An 18,532-nucleotide genomic window follows, 5' to 3' on the forward strand; every position below is an offset into this window, starting at 1 on the left:
GGCGACACGTCAGTTCTTGCCATTGCCGTTCCCCTTTCCACCGGCGTTGCCATTTCCGCCGCTGTTGCCGTCATTCCCCGCCGTACCTGAATTGCCTTGACCATTTTTAGACTTTGATTTGCTGGCATCCACTGCCGCGGCCTTTGCATGGGTTGCCGCCGCACGTACCCGCTTGGCAGTGGGCGATGTGTCAGAGAGAAGTTCGCCGGTTTGCGCGTCCAATACCAGACGAACCAGTTTTCCCGACGAATCCATCACGACCACACGGAAGAACAGTCCGGAAGATTCAAACAGCCGCACGTCAAGCGGATCGCCTGCCGCGCTGCGAGTTACAACGTCCATTATGCGGGAAAGGCTCAGGCTTTGGCCTGTTGCAACCATACGGCGCAGTTCCACTTGTCCGACCTCGCGGGGCACTTGGGCAAGCGCCACGCAAGGCAGGCCGAACATAACGACAAGGGCAAGCGCAAATCGGGTCATACTGCGGTGTACCAGATTGGAGGTGAACCCAAAATGAATGGGTCATTCAACGACGGTTCATCAAGCCTGTGTTCTATCTCTGCCATGAATTGGCTGATGTCGAGAAGGCATGGCCCACGGACCAGATTGGAGACGGACATGGCATCTAAACACACAAGCATCCTTTCGGCGGCATTCTTTTCTGCCGCCCTTCTTGGCGCAGTCTCGATTGCTGCAACAGTTCCCTTCGCTGACGCCGCCCATGCCAAAGGCGGTAACGGGGGTGGGAACGGCGGCGGCAATGGCGGTGGCAATGGAAATGGCGGGCATGGGTCCGAAGCTTCGGGCAAAGGCGCTTCTGGCAAGGCAGATCACAGCAAGTCAGACAAAGCCGCGAAACACGCCCCGCAAGCGGATATGGCAACCACAAGCCCGCGTCCGGCCACCCGCACGGCAATGTTGAACAAAAGCCTGGATCTTGCCGAGGTTCTTGGCGCGCATCCATCAGAGCTGGGCGCATTGAATGCGGCAAACGCTTCCCCCCAGGCTTTGGCCAATGCGAACCCGAATTCTCGGGTGGGCCGGATTGCCGCTTACCGCGACGCCGTGTTGGGCCGGGCCGATTTGCTGTCGGACTATGATCTGACACGCGCGGCGCTTGATGCCACAACACCACCCGCCCGCGACCCTGATGCCGTCAGCGTCGATCTTGCGCAGCTTGACGCGGATACCGACCTTGCCGCAGCCGATCTTGCTGCCGCGCGGGCAGAACTGGCCGCAGCGCCAGCAGGCACCGATACGACAGCGCTGGAAGACGAAATCGAAACTCTTGAAGGCGAAGTGGAGGCGATTTCAATCGAGCGCGCCACGGTGCAGGCTGAACTGGACGCGGCAAATGACTATGCCGACTTGGTCGAACAAGAAGCCGAACTGCGTGATGCTATCGCTAATCAACCCGAGTTTGAACAGAGCCTGCTGGAAGCGGCTGCCAACAAGACTGTCACCCCCGGTGTCGTGACGTCGGTCAACGATCTCCTCGGGCTGGCCCCGGTTGAACTCGTAGTCCCCGACGCGCCGGTTGTCTTCGTACCGGTTACAGAGTAACCGGCGTCACGCGGGGGGCGGCGGGGGTACCCGTCGGCCCACGGCGCATCGTCGAAACACAGGTCACCATTTCCGACATCTTGGTATCGTATCGTATAAAGGAAGCTGCGGCCTCTTCGTCGCGGGGTTCGACTATCGTTCAATATGCCGGACTTTATGGCCCGGCCCTTGGTAGGTGACTGATGGACAAGATGCTAATAGCCGACGCAATCAGCGCGGCCGAGATTGCAGTGCTGGTGTTGGACGCGGCAGACCGGGTCATTGAGAGCAATCCTCCTGCGGCCAAGCTGCTGGGCCATTTGCCGGAGGATCTGATCGGGATGCATGTTTCCGCCTTCCTGCCGTTGGCTTTGGCAACAGCTCCCTGGAACAGCAGTCCGACAGAGACGCCACTTCAAGGAGCGGTGGAGTACTTAACTGGGCGCGACAAGGCCAACCAACCCATCGCCCTAGCGGTTAAAATCGCCCGTTGGGCCGACTCTACTGGATGTGTCTATTCGACGGTGATCATGCGCGACGCCGCTGCCGAGCGCGAGATTGATCAGATCAGGCAGAAAGGCCTCATCCAGTCGGACAATGCGATCCGGGGAGCAAATATCGGTGTCTTCGAATACAATCCGGCGACCGACTCCGTAAGCGTTTCAGACATCTGGCGAGAGGTATTGGAACTTGCGCCGGAGGAAGACCTTGATGTGCAACTGGAATGGCGGAACCGGGTCCATCCCGATGACCTGGCGGGGGCTCTCGAACCTATTCGACTGTGCGGCGAAGATCAGGCCGAGCGTGCGAGTTGCGAGTATCGGCTGCATTCTCGCGATCGCTTGCATTGGCAGTGGATGCGGACAGATATCGCGGTGGCGCGGCGCGACCCGACGGGCAAGCCCAGTCTGCTGGTCGGCGCGCAAACCGACATCACCGAACGTAAGGCAATGGAAGATGCGCTGCGGATCAGCGTCGAACAGTTTCGATCGGCCTTCGAAAACGCGCCAATCGGCATGGCGATTATCAGTCCTGATGGAGCTTGGCTGAAAGTCAATCAAGCCCTCTGCAACCTGTTGGGTTTTGCCGAGGAGGACCTGCTCAGGACCGACTTCCAGACGCTGACCCACCCCGACGATCTGGATGCGGACCTCAGTCAGCTCAAATTGCTGACCCGCGGCGAAATCCCCTCCTACACCATAGAAAAACGCTACTATCGGGCCAATGGCTCGATCCTGTGGGGGAAGCTGAGAGTCGGCATGGTTCGAAATGCCGATGGCAAACCGGATCATTTTGTCTCGCAGATCATCGATGTCACTGAACAACGACGGATCGACGAGATGAAGAACGAGTTCGTTTCCACTGTCAGTCACGAATTGCGCACACCACTGACCTCGATCCTTGGTGCCTTGTCGCTTCTGGAAGCCGACGAAGATGCGCTGTTTTCAGACCAGGTGCATCGGCTTTTGTTCATCGCCAAGACAAACGGCGACCGCCTGCATCACCTGATCAACGATATTCTCGATTTTCAGAAGTTCTCGGCCCAGCAGATGCATTTTTCACTCGCCCCTCACATGGTCGCCGATCTGGTGGAGGAGACCCTTCTGGCCAACCTGGCGTCGGCAGACAAATACGGCGTGCGGTTCGCGACGATGTTTCCAGACCGATCCCTGATTGCCATCGTCGATCCCAAACGGTTCCATCAGGTGATGGCCAACCTCTTGTCGAATGCCACGAAATTCGCGGCCCCCCGCAGCGCGGTCGAGATATCCGCCCAGCTGCAGGGACCATCAATCCGGGTTTCCGTCAGCAATACCGGGCCCGGAATACCGGAAGCGTTCAAGGGACAGGTTTTCAAGCCCTTCTCGCAGGTCGCATCCATGTCTGACCTCAGATCAGGCGGAACCGGGCTGGGCCTGAGCATTACCAAGCAAATCGTTGAACAGATGGGCGGAGATATCGGGTTTGAAAGCTTACCCGATGTAAAGACGACATTCTGGTTCACGATCCGTGCCGCGGAAGCAGCCCAATAGAGGGTTCGCCATGGATTCTCCGCCATATTCATCGCCTATCGGTTTGTCTGGCGCTACGGCCCGCATCGGCGGATATTCACCGTGGGAGGTCTATCAGGTTTTGTCAGGAAACGGGTTTCGGCGCGGGCGATGGCGCGTTCAAGTGACTCGGGTACTTCGGCGATGTCATCGAAATTTGGCTGAATCGGATTCCCGATCGAAACTGTAATATCAAGCGGGGCACCGCAGTCATACTCAGAGTTTTTTCCGTCAAGCAGGTGCTGAACTTCAGATTCAATCTCATCGGAAGAAAGCGGTCCAGCGCTGTTGGAAACGATAACGAATATCCCGTTGCCCGCATATGAGATCAGGCCGCCGCTTGTCCGCAGCACTTCGTTGATTGCGTCAGCAACCTCGCGCAACGCATAGATAAACTCCTCGGTGGTGGCGCGGACGTAAAGTTCCTCGATCTGGTCGATCTTGACCGCGATCACATGCGACGCGGCAAGGCCCGCACGGGAGATCTGCTTGAGGTAGCTTTTCAATGAGACAAACTCGACAAGGGCCTGCGCCCTGTCGATACGGATCGCCTCGGACAGGTCGAAACTATGCTTTTGGTTGAATACACTGCCGGATGCCGCCTGCGAGTCCTTCGCCATTTCGGCTTCGCGCCGCGCAATGACCAGTCCCTGCGCAACCCGAAGCCGGGCGCCGAGTTCGTTGATGTCGAAGGGTTTGGTCGCATAGTCTGTAGCACCCGCCTTGAATGCGCGATCTATGTAGTCTCGCTCGGACATCGCTGTCAGCATGATGATGGGCGTCCTACGATAGGCCTCAAGCAGTCGCACGCGCTCGCACAGTTCTATCCCATCCATGCCTGGCATATTGATGTCTAGCAAAAGGCAATCGAAGGAAGCATCTCCGTTTGCCAGAGCATCAAGTGCAAGTTGGCCGGACGATGCTGTGGTCACATTGGGAAATCCAGATTTTGCCGCGAGCAACGGCATCAATTCAAGAATGCAGGGGTCATCATCGACGGCGAGGATTCTCATGCTTGCCTCCAGATTGGTTGTGACTGCCTGTCTCGAAGAGGAATTCAGCCTTTGCGGGAACAATAGCTGGTTCTAAGTGTGAAGCCAACCACGACAGCTTGATGCCGAGAGGATGCGTGCTGACCGTTGATCACTGAGGCCGGGGTGGTGACAGAAACAGGCATTCAGATGCGCGTCTAGCTCGACCTTGATTTTATGGAGGCGCGGGCCAAAGCAGTCGCAAAGACCGGTGCCTGTCCGCCTCTCAGCGCCCTTGGAACAGTTTGGCGTGATTGCTGATCTGTGGTTTCGGCCTTTTGGTTCTGGGTTTTGGTCACGTCTGTTTCTGTGTCGTTGCCCCAGGGACCTTTTGATATCATGAGCTTTCTCCAAGCAAGGCCGGTTCAGCGCTTCAGTTTTTTAGCAACGGTGGTCCAGTGTGTGGGGTTCACTCCAAACCCGGATCAATTCTGAATGGAAATCAACATCTTATTTCCGCCAGCTTCTTCGCCGACATTGGAGCGGTTGCTAAAGCCGCTGATCGGCGGAGTGCCGTAAACCGTCTCATACGCAAGCGCCATCTGCGCCCGCGCGCCTAGCGCACGTGCCATCGGGGTCTCCTCTGTTTACGGATATGATTTCTCGGGGACGACTTGCGGTGCCGTCCAAGTTCGCGCCATCATGGGTGCATGACAGAATATCTTCGTGCCCAGCAGCTGCATCACCGCCTTCGTCCCGCGTTTTTCCTGCTCGCGGCCTTTGCAGCTTTCCTGGTCCTGTTGGCAGGGCCGGAAGCCCGGGCCGAGCAGGCGCCCGCCCTCGAGGCGAGCGTCAGCAAGATCCTCGACGGTGACACTTTCACGCTAAATGGCGAGTCGCGCCGGATTCGGGTCTGGGGCTTCGATGCACAAGAATGGGACCATCGCGGAGGTGTGGCAGCCACATCCACTCTGCGCGGGCTGATCTCCGGCACACCTCTGCGCTGTTCCATTCTGGACGTGGATCGTTACGGTCGCCCGGTCGAGCAATGCATCCTCCCAGATGGTCGCGACATCGCCGCCGAAATGATCCGCTCGGGCGCTGCCCGCGAGTATTGCCGCTATTACCGCGGCTACTACGGTACCTGCTGAGGGCACGTGGTACACGCATCGCCGTCAAAAGGAGATACCAGAGCATGATCGAAGGTCTTCTCGCCCTGCTTTTCGGACTGGCAGCCCTGTACTTCATCCTTTGGCTCTTCATTTTCCTGCCCGCCAGAATGGCAGAAGCGAGAGGGCGCAGTGCCGTCGGCTGGGTTCTTGTAAGTATCTTCTTCTCGCCCTTTCTGGCCGTCTTTCTGCTTTGGTTGCTCGGTGGCCTCCCGCACCGGGGTAACTACGAAAACATCGATTGATCCCCAGTCAATCTTTGTCGGTCCCGCGGCATGGGCATCAGGCCAGTGGCCCGGGGGCGGTGTAATGCAGGACGACGGCGACAACGGCCGCTTTCAGGGCTGCCGCGCCTTCGACGGGTAGGTCGACAGAGGCCGGGGCTTCGGGTTCGACCCAATCGCAAAGGCCGCCTAGCGTGCGGTCCGCTTCCAGCGCCACGCCAATGGCGGCGATCAGGCTGTCAAAGGCGCTGGCACTGCCAATTCCAGCTTGGACGACAACCTCAAGCTCGGCTCGGTGCTGATAGTGATAGCGCAGGGGGGACAGCGTGACTTCGGCTTCGCCAGGCTGGCCGTCGCGCAGGATGATCAGCCCGGCGGCCGGGATCCGCTCGGGCAGTACCTCATCGCGCAAGATCAGGGCGGCAAGCGGCTGCATCCGTGCGTGAAGTGCGGCGAGGATGGCTTCGCGCGTGGTTGGCATCGATGTATCCTGAATTGTGACTTTTGTGATGGTCGCTGATGTGCTAAAAGTAATACCTGTGAATACTCGCTCGGAGCAGCACCCATGAACGCCGTCCGCCCCATCGCCGTAAAGCTCGATCAGGACACTCGCGACCGCCTCAAGCGGTTGGCGGATGCCAAGGACCGCTCCACGCACTGGATGCTGCGCGAGGCGGTAGCCCAGTTCGTCGAGCGTGAGGAGAAGCGCGAGACGTTTCGGCAGGCTGGATTGCAGGCTTGGGAAGAGTTTCAGGCAACCGGCAAGCACGTCACGCATGAAGAAGCCGATGCCTGGCTTGCCAAGCTGGAAGCAGGCGAAGATGCGGCCGTTCCTGAATGCCACAACTGATTTGGTCGTCCGCCGCGTTGCGGGATGTGGAACGGCTTTATCGTTTCCTTGCCGACAAGAACCCTGACGCCGCCCGCCGCGCGGCCAAATCAATCCGCGAGGGCATGAACATCCTGCGCGATCAACCTAGCGTAGGACGACCGGTCGATGACATGGAGCCAGAGTTTCGCGAGTGGTTCGTCACATTTGGCGACAGTGGCTACGTGTTCCTCTACCGGTTTGATGGCGAAACGGCGGTGATCCTCGCGGTGCGCCATCAGCGCGAGGCTGGCTACTGACCGTACACGACAGTTAGCCGCTGAAGCCAAGTTGCTGCAAGGTCGCCCGGTCAGGTGCGCCCGTCGCGGGAATGCCGACGGATGTCTGGAAGGCTCTCATAGCCTCCTTTGATCCCGCACCCCATTGGCCATCCGGCGTGCCGGTGTCGAAGCCCCCGGCGTTGAGCAATGTTTGGATGGCACGGTAGTCGTCCTTGGTCAGAGATAGCGTTGTCCAGCCACAAGCCCCGGCCACATCTTCAAAGGCTTCCTGGCTTCCGGCAAGTTCAAAGGTTGCGTCATGATCCTGGCCGTTGTTTTCGGTGAGCCGGATGAACAGACGCTTCGCGTCATAGATGGTGCGGATGAAATTTTCTGCGTCAGCGCCAAAGAGCCCGGCACCCTTGTTGCTGGTAAGCCCGTTCCAGCGCGTTTGTTGCGCGGATGCTTCATCGACCCGCAGCGTGATGTCGAAGGTGTTTCGTTGATAATCCGACATCAGGAAATCATCCTGCACGAAGATCAGGGCGGTTTCCCCCTCGACACAACGGGCAAACAGGCCAGTCAGCCCCATATAGTTCGAAGGGTCATAGGCAGAGTAGTTCACGGCCGTGATCTGCAAGCTGTCGTCTACCGCGGCGCGTTCAGTCTTGATCGCCCACCAACCGGCAATTCGATCACCCTCCTTGTGGGCCTGCTCGAAAGCTGGGTTGTTGTAGTCAATTTCTGGATGTTTGGGATCTGCCCAGGCTACGGTGCTGACGGCCGCGGCCGCGCTATCCGCAGACGAAGCGAGCGCAGTGGCAGCTGTCGCAGCCGCAGTAGGAGCTGGTGCCGCCACCGTCGGGAAGGCAATACCGTATTTCGCTTGCAGGTAACCCATCTGCAGCTGTGCCAGTGTGAGCTTCTCAGTTTCGGCACGGCTCAGAGCAAGCGCCTGCACAAGGCCACCGCCCTGTGCCGCCTCCTTTTCAGCCTCGCCGATACGCTGCTGGGCAGATGCCATTTCTCCAAGAATTTGCTGCGTACGCGCTTCGTCGGGTTGCACGGCGGAGACGATCACCTCGACGGTTGCGCCGCTTTCGGCGGCCGAGATGCGGTTCTCAATGAGTGTTTTCGACAATAACAGCGCTTCAAGCCGAGCTTCTGCCAACCCTTTGATCAGCCCACCGTCGTAAATTGCAATTTTAGACTTAACGTCGGTGATCTGTTGTTCGATGGCAGCAAGTTCTGCAGGAAGGGCCTCGTTCGTTTGCGCGAAGGCCAAGTTCGAAAGACAAAATGCGAAAGCAATGGGAAGGGATTTCTGCAAGATGCGCATCTAAAAAAACTCCACTTTGCAATCAGGCTAGTGATCTCGCTGGAGTTGTGCAAGTCGCTGTTGTTCACAGCTTTCCTTCCGCCCAGCTCGCCACGTTCAACCCCGGCACCCCGTCCACTGCCCGTTCGGCATCGCGCGCCAGATCCAGCCGCTTGCGCAGTTTGATCTGTGGCACCAGCAGGAAGATCGGCACGGTCGCCCCGCCACGGCCGGTCTTGGATTTTGACGCCACGGCGCGGCCCTTCGAATTCAGCCTCCCTTCGGCGACCAGCAGGCTCGGCCCCCGGCGACGATAGATAAACCGCAGGCGCAAGCCGGTACGGCGTTCCCATTCACTTGGGGTGATGCGACTGCCTTTCGTGCTTTTGCCAGTGGCTAGGGTCGGGATGGCGAGCCAGAACCCGTCCTTGGACCGGATTAGCGGGCCGGTGTCATGTGCGCCGATGATCACCGGCGCGTTGGACCAGACCATCGTCGCCGCATTCAGGCTGTTGCCGGATTTCGGGAAGCTGGCGAGGCGGATGCTGTTGCCGAGCCGGGTTCCCAGCCCTGCACCGGTGATCTGCGCGCGCCAGGCGGATTTCAGGGTGGTGCCCGCAGTGCGCATAGCAGCGGACACCGCCCTTTCCCCAGCGGCAATTTCGGCCTGCATCAAGGCGATGAGATCGGGGTCGAATGCTATCTTCAACCTCATGATGGCCGCAGGTTCAGGGTCCAGATCAGCCGTTCGCGGTCGCGGATCGGCTCCCCCTGAATGATGAAACTGTCCACCCCGATCACGATCAGATCACCAGCGCGAGGGTCCGGCAGATCTGACACCCGGACATCCACCATCATCGTATCGCTGACAAACCGGCCTGCGCCGAATTCGGTAATGCGACGACGCGCAGGCTTCCATCTCGACCAGACACGGCGACAAGGTGGCGAAGAACCGCAACACCTCCGCCCGCCGCAACTTGCGGCGAATGCTAATCCGGCCATCTGCATCAATGCCATGGACCTGAAACACATTCTTCGCGAGATCTAGGCCAATCGTTACAATCTCCGTCATGGTGGTTCCCTCCTATATTGGAGCCCTGATCATACCACGGAGCCCCGATGCGCCACGGTTGGGACAGGGGCCGTCCACCACATCAATTTTGGACGCCGAAACACATGATGACACCGACTTCCGCACGGAGCCGCAAATGCTTCATGCAGCATGACGGTCCGATGTTGAAACTGATGCCTGCCTAACCGCAGGCCTTCGAGGTCCCCCACGGGACGCGGTTCCGATGATGCCGTGCTCAGGACTGATGCCGATCGTATCGAGCACGCCAATGAGATGGGCAGACCGGAATTGCATTGAACCGGCATCATTCTGGCGGCCACGGCGCCGACCACGGACCGAAGCATGCACCCCGGGGGCACCTCAATCGAAGGTCAAAGGAACAGCAGACCAGACGGCCACCGGACAAAACCGCCGCCCGGCGCCGTATGCAGCATGCGCAAAAGCACTTAACTGAGACGAACCCGTTACCGAAGTCCTGACCCTAAATCCGATGAGCCCGAACACTCCGCTCCAATATTAAGCCGCCTGTCCCCAATCATTCGACGACGGACACAGGCCGTATCAACCATCCGCTCGCTCCGCGATCAGCCGAATCTGCTTCGCGATTTCTTCGGGCGAGAGGATGAAGTCGATGCAGCCGCTTTCTATTGCGCTCTGCGGCATATCAGGCTGAACGGCTGTATCGAGCTTCTGTGCAATCGTGATGCCCCCAACATCTTTGATGCCACAAAGCGCGGCCGCCCCATCACCATCGTATCCCGAAACGATGACCGCGATCAGTTGACCGGTCCAGTTCTCCGTAAGCGAGCGCAGGAAGACAGTGATGACATCGGGCCATCCCCTTGGCTTCGAGATCGGTCTTAGACGAAACTCCCCGTTCAGCACGTGGAGGTCACGTTTTTCCGGAATAATGAACACGCAATTCGGGCGAACGTCCAATCGGTCTGATATTAGCTCTACCTGCATTGGAGTGTAGCGTGGCAGAATTTCGTGCAACAACGTGGACACGGTTCGCAGGTGATTTACGATGACGATTGCGACGCCCATATCGGCTGGCAGATTTTTCAAAAGCCGCGTGTAAGCGTCAAGTCCGCCAGCAGACCCGCCGACACAAACGATCGGGAAATTCTTCATAAAAGATACCCTTCGTACCTGTCTTCAAACAGGAGCACCCTAAGTGTCACAATAACACGCCGCTTAGTTGACGTTGCCCGTTCTGCAATGCTTCGGCAAGCCTGAATGGCAGGTCTGGGGAGCCACACTGCGGCATAGAGATGGTCTCGACGGGCGGCTTTGGGCCGTTCACACCGTTGCGAGGACTGGACTGCTTTCATTGGCGGCCCAGTCTGCGAAACTCAGGTAGTAAACATTCACATCCTTATGGCCGCCTGCTACCGCAGCAAAGGCGGCGAGGGTTGCCCGGCCCCCGCCGTTGCAATGCGTGACCACCGGTTTCGCGCCATCGATCTCTGCATCGCCGAACGCCTTCGCGATCTCGTCGGCGAACCTAACAAACTGATCATCCAACAAAGCGCATGCGATAGCCCAGTGTGGCCACGTAGTCGTCCAGCGGCATCAGTTGTCCTGCCTGCGCCATGGCCGCGAGATATGCCGGACCCGGCGTATAGACTATATCAGGGCCGCTGCCCGACAGCATCGCCACTCGCAACTGCTTGTCCAGTTCGGTGCCGCGGAAAATCAACCACGCTCTCGCAATGACCGAGGGACGACCGAATGCAGGCCCGCAGAACGATCCTTTCTCAAGCCATTTCGACGGAGGTGTAGGTGCAGATCAAACTGGGATCAAAGGCACCTCTGTCCGTTACAATCTTCGAAATCAAACGCGGTGGCACTATGTCGAAAGTTGGATAAAGCCCCTGCGCGTCCAGCGGAGCCGTGCGGTGGCCCATGAAATTCACAACTTCCTCGCCATCGCGCATTTCAATCGTGATGTCCTTTTCAGTTGCGCTCTCAACGTCGGGGCCACTTTGGCGCAGAACGAAATAGGGCCGTCCGGTATCGGCTGCCGCGAGCGCGTACTGGTAGCTCCCAATCTTGTTGCAAACTGTACCGTCCATGCAGACGCGATCAGCGGCTGTGATGAAATAGTCGACAATACCTTCCCGCATCAGATAGCCGCCCATCCCGTCGGTTATGACCTTTGTCGGAAAGCCAAGCTCGACCGCGCAGAGTGCCGTGAGACGCGCGCCCTGAAGGTAGGGGCGCGTTTCGCTACAGATCACGTTCAGAGACTTGCCCTGACGTTTTGCCTCAAGAAGCAGGTAGGCGTATGAGCGATCCGGAAAGCAATGGGTAAGGATCGTGGCGCCATCCTTGATCAACGCGCAGGCGTTCCTGCCGGTTTCATAGCCTTGCCGGGCAAGCACCGCTGCGGCGCGATCGACCGTTTCAATGATCGCCTCACTGGGATCCCGGCGCGTCTTGACCGCGTCTTCCGCTGAGTCAATACAAGCCTGCACAAGTCGCTTTAACGCAAGGCCGGTGGGCCGTGTGGCGATCAGGACGCCTGCCGCAGCCTTGATTTGTTCAAAGCGAGCGTCTTGCCGGGCGGCAAGTGCCAGCCCATATCCCGCCGCGATAGAGATGGAGAACGCACCCTGAATGACCATGTCTCGGATCCCTACGACGAAGAGATTGGCACTGTGAACGCCGATGGGCACTGTAACACCCAGAGCCTCCACTCCGCCCTTATTGATCGCAATGACACAGGAATGGCCGATTCTGAACGGATGCCTTTATGGGTGCCCTCGCTCGCCACAAAACCCTGCGTGGCTCTTGGCACTATGGTAGGGCATTCCGAACACGCAGGAAGGTATGCGACGCCAGCACGCCTTTGAATCCGAAGGTGGGTTGCCTCTGTGCATTTGGAAAACGCACCGCAGCCAGAGACCTGAACCGCCGAAAATCTAGGTTGGCATCGCCCTCATCTATTGCTTTGAAACACTTTTTACGCTGACAGTATCCACGTGGCCTCAAGCCATTGGGGAAACGGAACCTCACATCTCAGGCGTTCGTTTTTGCGACTTCGCCGACCATTGCGCAAAAAATCATCTCTAGCCGTTTCAGCCGCTCCATCCCATGAAATGCATGCTTATCCATACCAGCCCCATTGCCAGCGCAATCCAAGGGCCAAATGCCAGATGGGATTGCGATTTTTGCCACAGCAATGCTTGGATTAAGCCGCCAACACTTGCCAGCAGCAACACGAGCGGTAGATTTTGCCAACCGAGCCATGCTCCCGCGGCTGCAAAAAGCTTCGCGTCGCCGAGGCCCAGACCGTCAATGCCCCGAAAGCGAAAGAAGACTTCGCCCAACCCCGCAAACAGCAAAAAAGCAGCGGCCGCGCCGATTGCGTGATCCAGCGCCGCAGTTCGTGAAGTGATGACTGCCAGCGCCAAACCCATGGCGATCAGCGGAAGGCTAAGTTTGTCTGGGATGCGGAGGGTTTTGATATCAATATAAGAAATTGTCAAAAGCATCACAAACAGAACAGTTGTTGCAGCAGAAAACAGACCAAGTGGCAAGCTATCAGCGATAGGAGTGATCACTTCTGCACCTTAGTTGATCACGAGCTGTAAAGAAAAGTTCAATGGCGCTGAAACTTTTCCGAATCTCGCAACGTTGCTGGTTTGACGCGAAATATTTTCCGAACCTGAGACACCGAAACGCCGCGTCCACTTAGTGCAATCAAAGACTGAAATACCAGTGCGTACGCCTCATAAAGATAATCTTAGTGGCGGTCACACGCCATACCCCAGGAGGAATTATGAAAATCAAAACCCGTTATATGCTTGGAACGATGATGGTGGCGGTGCTTGCCAGCACTGCTCCGGTTGGCTGGGCTTCAAGCCACAGAGAAGCGCCCGGTATCGCCGGGATGCCGCGCGTAGATGCCACCGATTTTTACATGTTCCGCAGTTACGAACCCGGCCGTGAGGGCTATGTCACCCTGATCGCAAACTATGTGCCGTTGCAGTCTCCCTATGGCGGCCCTAACTATTTTAAGCTCGACAACGACGCCGTTTATGAAATTCACATCGACAACGACGGTGATGCCAAGGAAAATCTGACGTTCCAATTTAACTTTGACAGCACTTTGGTTGAAGCTGGAAAAGGAAAAACATACGATATTGGCGGCGTGACAGTTGCAGGGCCGCTGCGTCAGGCAGGTCAGATTGGCACCGATCCTGCAGATCCGAACATCAACGAGACCGAATCCTACACGCTGAAGATGATCAAAGATGATCGTCGCAAAGGCGCCATTTCGAATGTGACGAAGGTTGGCGGTTCGGCCACAGTCTTCGCCAAACCGATCGACAATATCGGCAACAAAACCATTCCAGATTACGATGCCTACGCGAACAACCACATCTTCGACATTACGGTTCCAGGATGCGCACAGCCCGGCCGGGTGTTTGTCGGCCAGCGTGCAGAAGCCTTTGCGGTTAATCTTGGTGAAGTGTTTGACCTTGTGAACCTTGTACCGCTCCAGGGTGCGTCTAACGCGGCTTATCCGCAATATGACACCACGCCGTTTGCCGGTGGCATTATGCAAAGCCGCGACAATGACGATGTTGTCGGTAAATCAAATGTGACATCGCTGGCTCTGGAGTTGCCGATTGCTTGCGTGACGGGGGCAGGCAATGGCGTGATCGGGGCATGGACCACCGCAAGCCTGCCGCAAGCGCAGTTGCGTGATCCATCGCCGACCTACAATGGCACAACCGTTCAAGGCGGCGCGCTGGTGCAGGTCTCGCGGCTTTCGGCACCTTTGGTCAATGAAATTGTGATCGGCCTGAAAGACAAGGATCTGTTCAACGCGGCAGAGCCAACTCAAGACGGTGCCTTGGCAAGCTATGTGACCAACCCGGTGTTCCCGGCCTTGCTGGATGCTTTGTTCCGCGACGCAGTGCAAGCGACGTCTAACATCGCCCCCAGCAACTTTCCGCGCAACGACCTTGTCACTGCGTTCCTGACCGGCTTTCCGGGGGTGAACCAGCTTTCGACGGTGACGGGTTCGGAAATGATGCGCCTGAACACCACTTTCCCGGCAACTCCGCGGGCAAATCAGAACACCTTTGGTCTGGTTGCCGAGGATTTGGCCGGCTTCCCGAACGGGCGTCGTCCGGGTGATGATGTGGTTGATATCGAGCTCCGCGTGGCGATGGGGGCCTTGTGCCACGATCTGCCATTGGGTGCTGAACTGGCCGTGCCCGGTGCGGTTGAAGATACTCCGACTGATCTGGTGAACCTGAACCTGTGCGGTGCGGACCGCGAATCCAGCATGGCCGCCGCGCCAGTTGGCACAGCGGCCTTCACCGATGGCGCACCGCTCAGCGCGACCGAACTGCTGAACGCCTTCCCTTACCTGAACGCACCGATCCCCGGATCGCCGAACAACGAGGGCTGATAGCATGACACGCAACAAAAAACTGCTGACTGCATTTGTAGGGTCGCTGGCTTTTCTCGCCGCCTGCGATGGAAGCGATGGCGTGATGGGCAACGCACAAGCCCAGTTCGGCAACCAGTTTGCGGCGGCCTTCAATGCCAAGACCGCCGCCGACCCCAAGGATGATCCCAACTTGGTCATCGTCTACAAGGGCGTGACTGGGGTGGACTACACGGCAGACCCGCTGGATATCTGAACCAAAGCCCCCGCCATCACTTTGGTGGCGGGGAGCACAACACAGATGGCGGCGGTTTTGTTACCGCCGCCATTTTTATGTCAGGCCTTCAAAGTGCTGCTTTAAGGAGGCGGGTGGGTTCAAGGAGAGATCGTAGCCTGTGGTGGCGTAAACGCGACCTGCGGGCTTTGACGAAATATCGCCACAACTTCAGGCTGCCCACCGCGACCTGTGCGGCGCTGCAAAATGCTTTGCATGCTTTGCGCCGTATCCGCGATGGTCACGTTGACCGTCACCTCAAAATACCGCGAGACAAAGCCAACACCAGTAGCGAGGATTACATTTGCGGCGGCAAGATCTTGCGGCGTCAGAAATCCTTGCCGTTTGCGTATGCCTTGCAGGCTGCGCGCCTGAACCGGATTATCGGTGATGATCCCAAGCAAAACATCGGGCGCGGTGTTGATGTTTATATCTGTGCGGCTGGGCAACACCGTGGCAAGCTGCGCAAGCCGGGTGACTTCGCCGGGAGTTAGCCCCGCTTCGGCCACCAGATCAGCCATGCGCACCAAGGGCTGCGGTTGGGTCAGCCTTGCGGCAATGCGGGGGCCAACATCGGCTGGCAGATCAAGCAAAGCGACGATGCGCTGCAACATCTGCGCACCCAACGCCCCGCTTTGCGGCAGATTGTTCAGGTTGAATTTTGCCTGCGCATCCGCAATCTGCAACGCAAAACTGCCGCCTGCTATCGGCACTTCTTGCTGCCCCACCAACGCCCAAGGCTCGCGCAGATTGTCAGTTTGTGGCGCGTCGGTCATATCGCGGCGCAGGGCGACAATGGCGCTGGCCTCACCCCCCGATATCAAGGCAAGGGCTTGGCCCGCTGCGCTGAAGCGTTGACTACGCAGGATCGCAAGATCAGACAGGCTGATCATCGCGTAGACCACCGAGGCCGTCAGCGCCAGAATGACCAGCACGTTGATCAGAACTACGCCTTTTTCTGGCTCGCGGGCCATGATCAGCGGGCCTCGGCTGGCAAAACCACCACACGGCGCAGATGATTGCCATTTTCGGCAAGCGTTACTGTCAGGGCGATCGCCAGTGGATTGGGCGTGGGCTGTCCCGGCAGGATCACCCGATCCGCAGGCGGCCAAACCGCAGCCCAGCCAGAACTTGCCGCGTAAAACTGCCAGTCAACCGCAGCCACACCTTGCAACAGCGGCTGGCGCGCCGCCTCAGCGCCGGGTTTTGCCGCGAGGTCGCGAAACAGCGTGTCATCATTCATTTCGTAGCGCAGCGCGACACTGCCGCCAGAGGTTTCTGCCGCGTTGCGTTGCAGGCTGACAGCAGGAGCCTTTGACGCCGTATCCAGCGCCACAGAGCTGCCGCGTGCCTGACTGAAATCCAGTGTCAAAAGATACATCGCGCGTTGCAGTTCCGCCAGCCGCTCTAGACGACCTTCAGTCAGCCTTTGGGTGCGCAAAACCTGATCCAACATCGAAAATCCAGCCACACCGATCAGCGCAAAGATCGCCAAAGCCACCAACACTTCGACCAGCGAGAAGCCCGCCGTCGGATCGCGCTTTTGGCCTGTCCGCTTTTGATTGGTGCGCTTTGTCACGTCCCTGCGACTTCGCCCAGCACGACAATGCTGCCATCCTCAATCCCGAGCACGGTCAGATCGCGCTGACAGCGGCCATCGGCCAGAAAGCGGAACGCGCCGAGTACGCCGGTAAAGCCAGCGGCCCTTGTGACGCCTTTGCTCGACAGCGCGCCTGCATCGCCCAAACCGACCGCCAGCAAAGCCGCATCATGGCCCAATGCTGCAACAGTGCCGGGCTGTTCGCCAAAGGCTGCCTCAAACCTGTCTGCAAACGGCAAGAACAAATCGGGCGGCGGTGCAGCAAACCACGCTCCGGCAAGATTGGCGTCATTTTCGACATTGCCAACACCCCATTGCACCGACCCCAACAGCTGCACGCCGCTGCCTTTCAACGCTGCCGCGAAAGCCTTCAAGCTGGCCCCCCCGTCGGGCAGGAAAACCGCTTCGGGCAGACGCCCACCACCCGCAGCTTTCAGGGCTGCCACCAATCCACCCGCAGCGGGATCACGCAGCAGCGTGGCGGTCAGCGTGATCCCGCCCGCCGGTGCGATGCGGTTTGCGGCTTGGGCTGTGGCAGTTCCCAACGGACCGTCGCGGGCGACAATTGCTATGCGCGAAATGCCTTGCGCGCGGGCATAGCTGAACATGGTTGATACGGATTGCCCCGGCGTGATGCCCATCACGAACGCGCCCTGCGCGCCCAATGTGTCATCATTCGAGAACGTGATCACCGGCACCTTGCCCGCGACGGCAATCACCCCCGGTGTCTGATCGGATTTCAGCGGCCCAAGCAGCAGTTTTGCGCCGCCCGCTATGGCCTTTTGTGCGGCAGCGGCAGCGCCTTCCACGGTATCGGTAGTGTCATAAACCTTTGGCGCGGTTCCCACCGCCGCGGCTTGGGTGACAAGGCTTGCAGCCCGCGCCATATTCTGGCCCAAGGTTGCGGCAGAACCTGTTAAGGGTAGCAACAACGCCGCATCGCGGCCACCGACACCAGAGCCTGCCTTGAACGGACCTGCGGCCATCCCCGCGCATCCACTTAGAGAGGCAGTAAACAACGGGAGACTAACGCTTGCAACAACTGAACCTCCAAACCAACGACGGGTCACTGGGGTGGCGGCGCAAAGTGCTTTGGTCATTGGTTGTGCTCCTGGGTATTGCGGCTTTCTTGGTGTCGGTTGTCACGCATATGCCTGCGCGTTTCGCGGCGAAACAGATCGGTCTGCCGCTAGACACGCTGCAGGTGTCAGGCACGATTTGGAATGGGTATGCGCGTTTGGGCGATGCCCATATGCTGAGCTGGCAGACATCAGGTTGGGAAAGTTTGCGCCGGATGGCGGTTGTGGTCAATTGGCACCTTGAGGGGCCGCAGACAGATTTGACTGGCCGCATCGCCGTGCCACTGCCACCGCAGGCGGACCGCGCTGAACTCGATGCCGTGCGCGGCAGCTTGGGCTGGGCGCTGATTGAGGCGGCGCTGCCGGACCTGCCGATCCGCTGCGACGCTACCGCGGTTTTCGAAAGTTTGCGCATCAGCCTGACACCGGGCGTTCGAGTGGGTGAGGGAATGATTTCAACAGCCAAGGGGCGATGTGAACGGCGCGATTCTGACATGCCGCCAGTGCCCACACCTGCGCTAACTGCGGCTCTCGGTTCTGACAGCGAAGGTCTGGTGGCGGTGCTGGTGCAGACCGATCTGCCGCAAACGCCGCTTGCCACCGCGCGTCTGACAAATTCGGATCGCATCATCGTGACCATCCATGCCGCCGGGGCGGCACTGGTGCCGGGCATGCCATCCAGTGCCGACAGCGAGATCGAATTGCCGTTGGCGACCCTGTTTCCCTAACGCGT

Annotated in this window: 24 protein-coding genes and 1 pseudogene; 9 read left to right on the forward strand and 16 right to left on the reverse strand. The window is 58.5% G+C overall.

Features of this window, described 5'->3' with window-relative positions; translation table 11 throughout:
- Positions 1 to 9: 9 nt before the first annotated feature.
- Positions 10 to 480 (reverse strand): PepSY domain-containing protein, encoded by a 471-nt coding sequence (locus ACS5RD_RS08855; RefSeq protein ID WP_489930875.1) that lies wholly within the window; start codon positions 478 to 480, stop codon positions 10 to 12.
- A 138-nt stretch (positions 481 to 618) separates the two neighbouring features.
- Here ACS5RD_RS08855 and ACS5RD_RS08860 point away from each other — a divergent pair, with 138 nt between their 5' ends.
- Together ACS5RD_RS08860 and ACS5RD_RS08865 are read left to right on the forward strand one after the other, a co-directional pair.
- A complete protein-coding gene (locus ACS5RD_RS08860; protein WP_489930876.1) occupies positions 619 to 1,563 on the forward strand; it encodes a hypothetical protein in 945 nt (314 codons plus the stop codon).
- A gap of 182 nt (positions 1,564 to 1,745) precedes the next feature.
- Positions 1,746 to 3,575, forward strand: a complete 1,830-nt coding sequence (locus ACS5RD_RS08865) for a sensor histidine kinase (RefSeq protein WP_489930877.1) — start codon at positions 1,746 to 1,748, stop codon at positions 3,573 to 3,575.
- Positions 3,576 to 3,628: 53 nt separating this feature from the next.
- Here the strand turns inward: ACS5RD_RS08865 and ACS5RD_RS08870 are convergent, their stop codons facing one another.
- Together ACS5RD_RS08870 and ACS5RD_RS08875 are read right to left on the reverse strand one after the other, a co-directional pair.
- Positions 3,629 to 4,606 carry a response regulator gene (locus ACS5RD_RS08870; RefSeq protein ID WP_489930878.1) on the reverse strand — a complete coding sequence of 326 codons (978 nt, stop codon included), beginning with the start codon at positions 4,604 to 4,606 and terminating at the stop codon, positions 3,629 to 3,631.
- 443 nt (positions 4,607 to 5,049) lie between these two features.
- A complete protein-coding gene (locus ACS5RD_RS08875; RefSeq protein WP_489931444.1) occupies positions 5,050 to 5,196 on the reverse strand; it encodes a hypothetical protein in 147 nt (48 codons plus the stop codon).
- 78 nt (positions 5,197 to 5,274) lie between these two features.
- On the opposite strand from ACS5RD_RS08875, the gene ACS5RD_RS08880 reads away from it, so the two are divergent.
- Both ACS5RD_RS08880 and ACS5RD_RS08885 read left to right on the forward strand, forming a co-directional pair.
- Positions 5,275 to 5,715, forward strand: a complete 441-nt coding sequence (locus ACS5RD_RS08880; protein WP_489930879.1) for a thermonuclease family protein — start codon at positions 5,275 to 5,277, stop codon at positions 5,713 to 5,715.
- A 44-nt stretch (positions 5,716 to 5,759) separates the two neighbouring features.
- Entirely contained in the window at positions 5,760 to 5,978 is a 219-nt protein-coding gene (locus ACS5RD_RS08885; protein WP_489930880.1) for a hypothetical protein, read from the forward strand.
- A gap of 37 nt (positions 5,979 to 6,015) precedes the next feature.
- Here the strand turns inward: ACS5RD_RS08885 and ACS5RD_RS08890 are convergent, their stop codons facing one another.
- Entirely contained in the window at positions 6,016 to 6,438 is a 423-nt protein-coding gene (locus tag ACS5RD_RS08890) for an acyl-CoA transferase (protein ID WP_489930881.1), read from the reverse strand.
- Positions 6,439 to 6,522: 84 nt separating this feature from the next.
- Here ACS5RD_RS08890 and ACS5RD_RS08895 point away from each other — a divergent pair, with 84 nt between their 5' ends.
- Positions 6,523 to 6,807 (forward strand): CopG family ribbon-helix-helix protein, encoded by a 285-nt coding sequence (locus ACS5RD_RS08895; RefSeq protein ID WP_489930882.1) that lies wholly within the window; start codon positions 6,523 to 6,525, stop codon positions 6,805 to 6,807.
- Positions 6,795 to 7,085 carry a type II toxin-antitoxin system RelE/ParE family toxin gene (locus tag ACS5RD_RS08900; RefSeq protein WP_489930883.1) on the forward strand — a complete coding sequence of 97 codons (291 nt, stop codon included), beginning with the start codon at positions 6,795 to 6,797 and terminating at the stop codon, positions 7,083 to 7,085. Before ACS5RD_RS08895 ends, ACS5RD_RS08900 begins: the two co-directional genes overlap by 13 nt.
- 13 nt (positions 7,086 to 7,098) lie before the next feature.
- Here ACS5RD_RS08900 and ACS5RD_RS08905 read toward each other — a convergent pair whose 3' ends face one another.
- The 9 genes and pseudogenes from ACS5RD_RS08905 to ACS5RD_RS08945 all read right to left on the reverse strand — a co-directional run bounded on the left by ACS5RD_RS08905 (position 7,099) and on the right by ACS5RD_RS08945 (position 13,005).
- Entirely contained in the window at positions 7,099 to 8,385 is a 1,287-nt protein-coding gene (locus ACS5RD_RS08905; RefSeq protein ID WP_489930884.1) for a peptidoglycan-binding domain-containing protein, read from the reverse strand.
- A 64-nt stretch (positions 8,386 to 8,449) separates the two neighbouring features.
- Positions 8,450 to 9,079, reverse strand: coding sequence for a DUF6441 family protein (locus ACS5RD_RS08910; protein ID WP_489930885.1), 630 nt, complete (start codon positions 9,077 to 9,079; stop codon positions 8,450 to 8,452).
- Positions 9,076 to 9,222, reverse strand: a complete 147-nt coding sequence (locus ACS5RD_RS08915) for a head-tail joining protein (protein WP_489930886.1) — start codon at positions 9,220 to 9,222, stop codon at positions 9,076 to 9,078. Before ACS5RD_RS08915 ends, ACS5RD_RS08910 begins: the two co-directional genes overlap by 4 nt.
- A 34-nt stretch (positions 9,223 to 9,256) precedes the next feature.
- Positions 9,257 to 9,436, reverse strand: a pseudogene (locus tag ACS5RD_RS08920) (IS110 family transposase); the annotation flags it as partial.
- Positions 9,437 to 9,997: 561 nt separating this feature from the next.
- Positions 9,998 to 10,570, reverse strand: coding sequence for a chemotaxis protein CheB (locus tag ACS5RD_RS08925; protein WP_489930887.1), 573 nt, complete (start codon positions 10,568 to 10,570; stop codon positions 9,998 to 10,000).
- A 168-nt stretch (positions 10,571 to 10,738) separates the two neighbouring features.
- Positions 10,739 to 10,963, reverse strand: coding sequence for a rhodanese-like domain-containing protein (locus ACS5RD_RS08930; protein WP_489930888.1), 225 nt, complete (start codon positions 10,961 to 10,963; stop codon positions 10,739 to 10,741).
- The gene (locus ACS5RD_RS08935) at positions 10,956 to 11,138 is read right to left on the reverse strand and encodes an extracellular solute-binding protein (RefSeq protein WP_489930889.1); all 183 of its coding nucleotides are present in this window, start codon (positions 11,136 to 11,138) and stop codon (positions 10,956 to 10,958) included. The genes ACS5RD_RS08930 and ACS5RD_RS08935 overlap by 8 nt, the downstream gene beginning before the upstream one ends.
- A gap of 58 nt (positions 11,139 to 11,196) precedes the next feature.
- Positions 11,197 to 12,066: a translation initiation factor eIF-2B alpha/beta/delta subunit family protein gene (locus ACS5RD_RS08940; protein WP_489930890.1), complete on the reverse strand. Its 870-nt coding sequence runs from the start codon at positions 12,064 to 12,066 to the stop codon at positions 11,197 to 11,199.
- A gap of 453 nt (positions 12,067 to 12,519) precedes the next feature.
- On the reverse strand, positions 12,520 to 13,005 hold the full coding sequence (locus ACS5RD_RS08945) for a prepilin peptidase (RefSeq protein WP_489930891.1): 486 nt from the start codon (positions 13,003 to 13,005) through the stop codon (positions 12,520 to 12,522).
- 218 nt (positions 13,006 to 13,223) lie between these two features.
- On the opposite strand from ACS5RD_RS08945, the gene ACS5RD_RS08950 reads away from it, so the two are divergent.
- Both ACS5RD_RS08950 and ACS5RD_RS08955 read left to right on the forward strand, forming a co-directional pair.
- Complete coding sequence (locus tag ACS5RD_RS08950) at positions 13,224 to 14,867, forward strand: DUF4331 domain-containing protein (protein WP_489930892.1); 1,644 nt, start codon at positions 13,224 to 13,226, stop codon at positions 14,865 to 14,867.
- Between the two features lie 4 nt (positions 14,868 to 14,871).
- Complete coding sequence (locus ACS5RD_RS08955) at positions 14,872 to 15,102, forward strand: hypothetical protein (protein WP_489930893.1); 231 nt, start codon at positions 14,872 to 14,874, stop codon at positions 15,100 to 15,102.
- A 119-nt stretch (positions 15,103 to 15,221) separates the two neighbouring features.
- On the opposite strand, the gene ACS5RD_RS08960 is transcribed toward ACS5RD_RS08955, so the two are convergent.
- The 3 genes from ACS5RD_RS08960 to ACS5RD_RS08970 are packed head-to-tail and all read right to left on the reverse strand — an operon-like array spanning position 15,222 to position 17,706.
- The gene (locus tag ACS5RD_RS08960) at positions 15,222 to 16,094 is read right to left on the reverse strand and encodes a type II secretion system minor pseudopilin (RefSeq protein WP_489930894.1); all 873 of its coding nucleotides are present in this window, start codon (positions 16,092 to 16,094) and stop codon (positions 15,222 to 15,224) included.
- A gap of 2 nt (positions 16,095 to 16,096) precedes the next feature.
- The gene (locus ACS5RD_RS08965) at positions 16,097 to 16,699 is read right to left on the reverse strand and encodes a type II secretion system protein GspJ (protein WP_489930895.1); all 603 of its coding nucleotides are present in this window, start codon (positions 16,697 to 16,699) and stop codon (positions 16,097 to 16,099) included.
- Entirely contained in the window at positions 16,696 to 17,706 is a 1,011-nt protein-coding gene (locus ACS5RD_RS08970; RefSeq protein WP_489930896.1) for a penicillin-binding protein activator, read from the reverse strand. The genes ACS5RD_RS08965 and ACS5RD_RS08970 overlap by 4 nt, the downstream gene beginning before the upstream one ends.
- A gap of 119 nt (positions 17,707 to 17,825) precedes the next feature.
- Here ACS5RD_RS08970 and gspN point away from each other — a divergent pair, with 119 nt between their 5' ends.
- Complete coding sequence (gene gspN / locus ACS5RD_RS08975) at positions 17,826 to 18,527, forward strand: type II secretion system protein N (RefSeq protein WP_489930897.1); 702 nt, start codon at positions 17,826 to 17,828, stop codon at positions 18,525 to 18,527.
- Positions 18,528 to 18,532 lie beyond the last annotated feature (5 nt).

Source organism: Cypionkella sp. PAMC25878 (genome assembly GCF_058135695.1).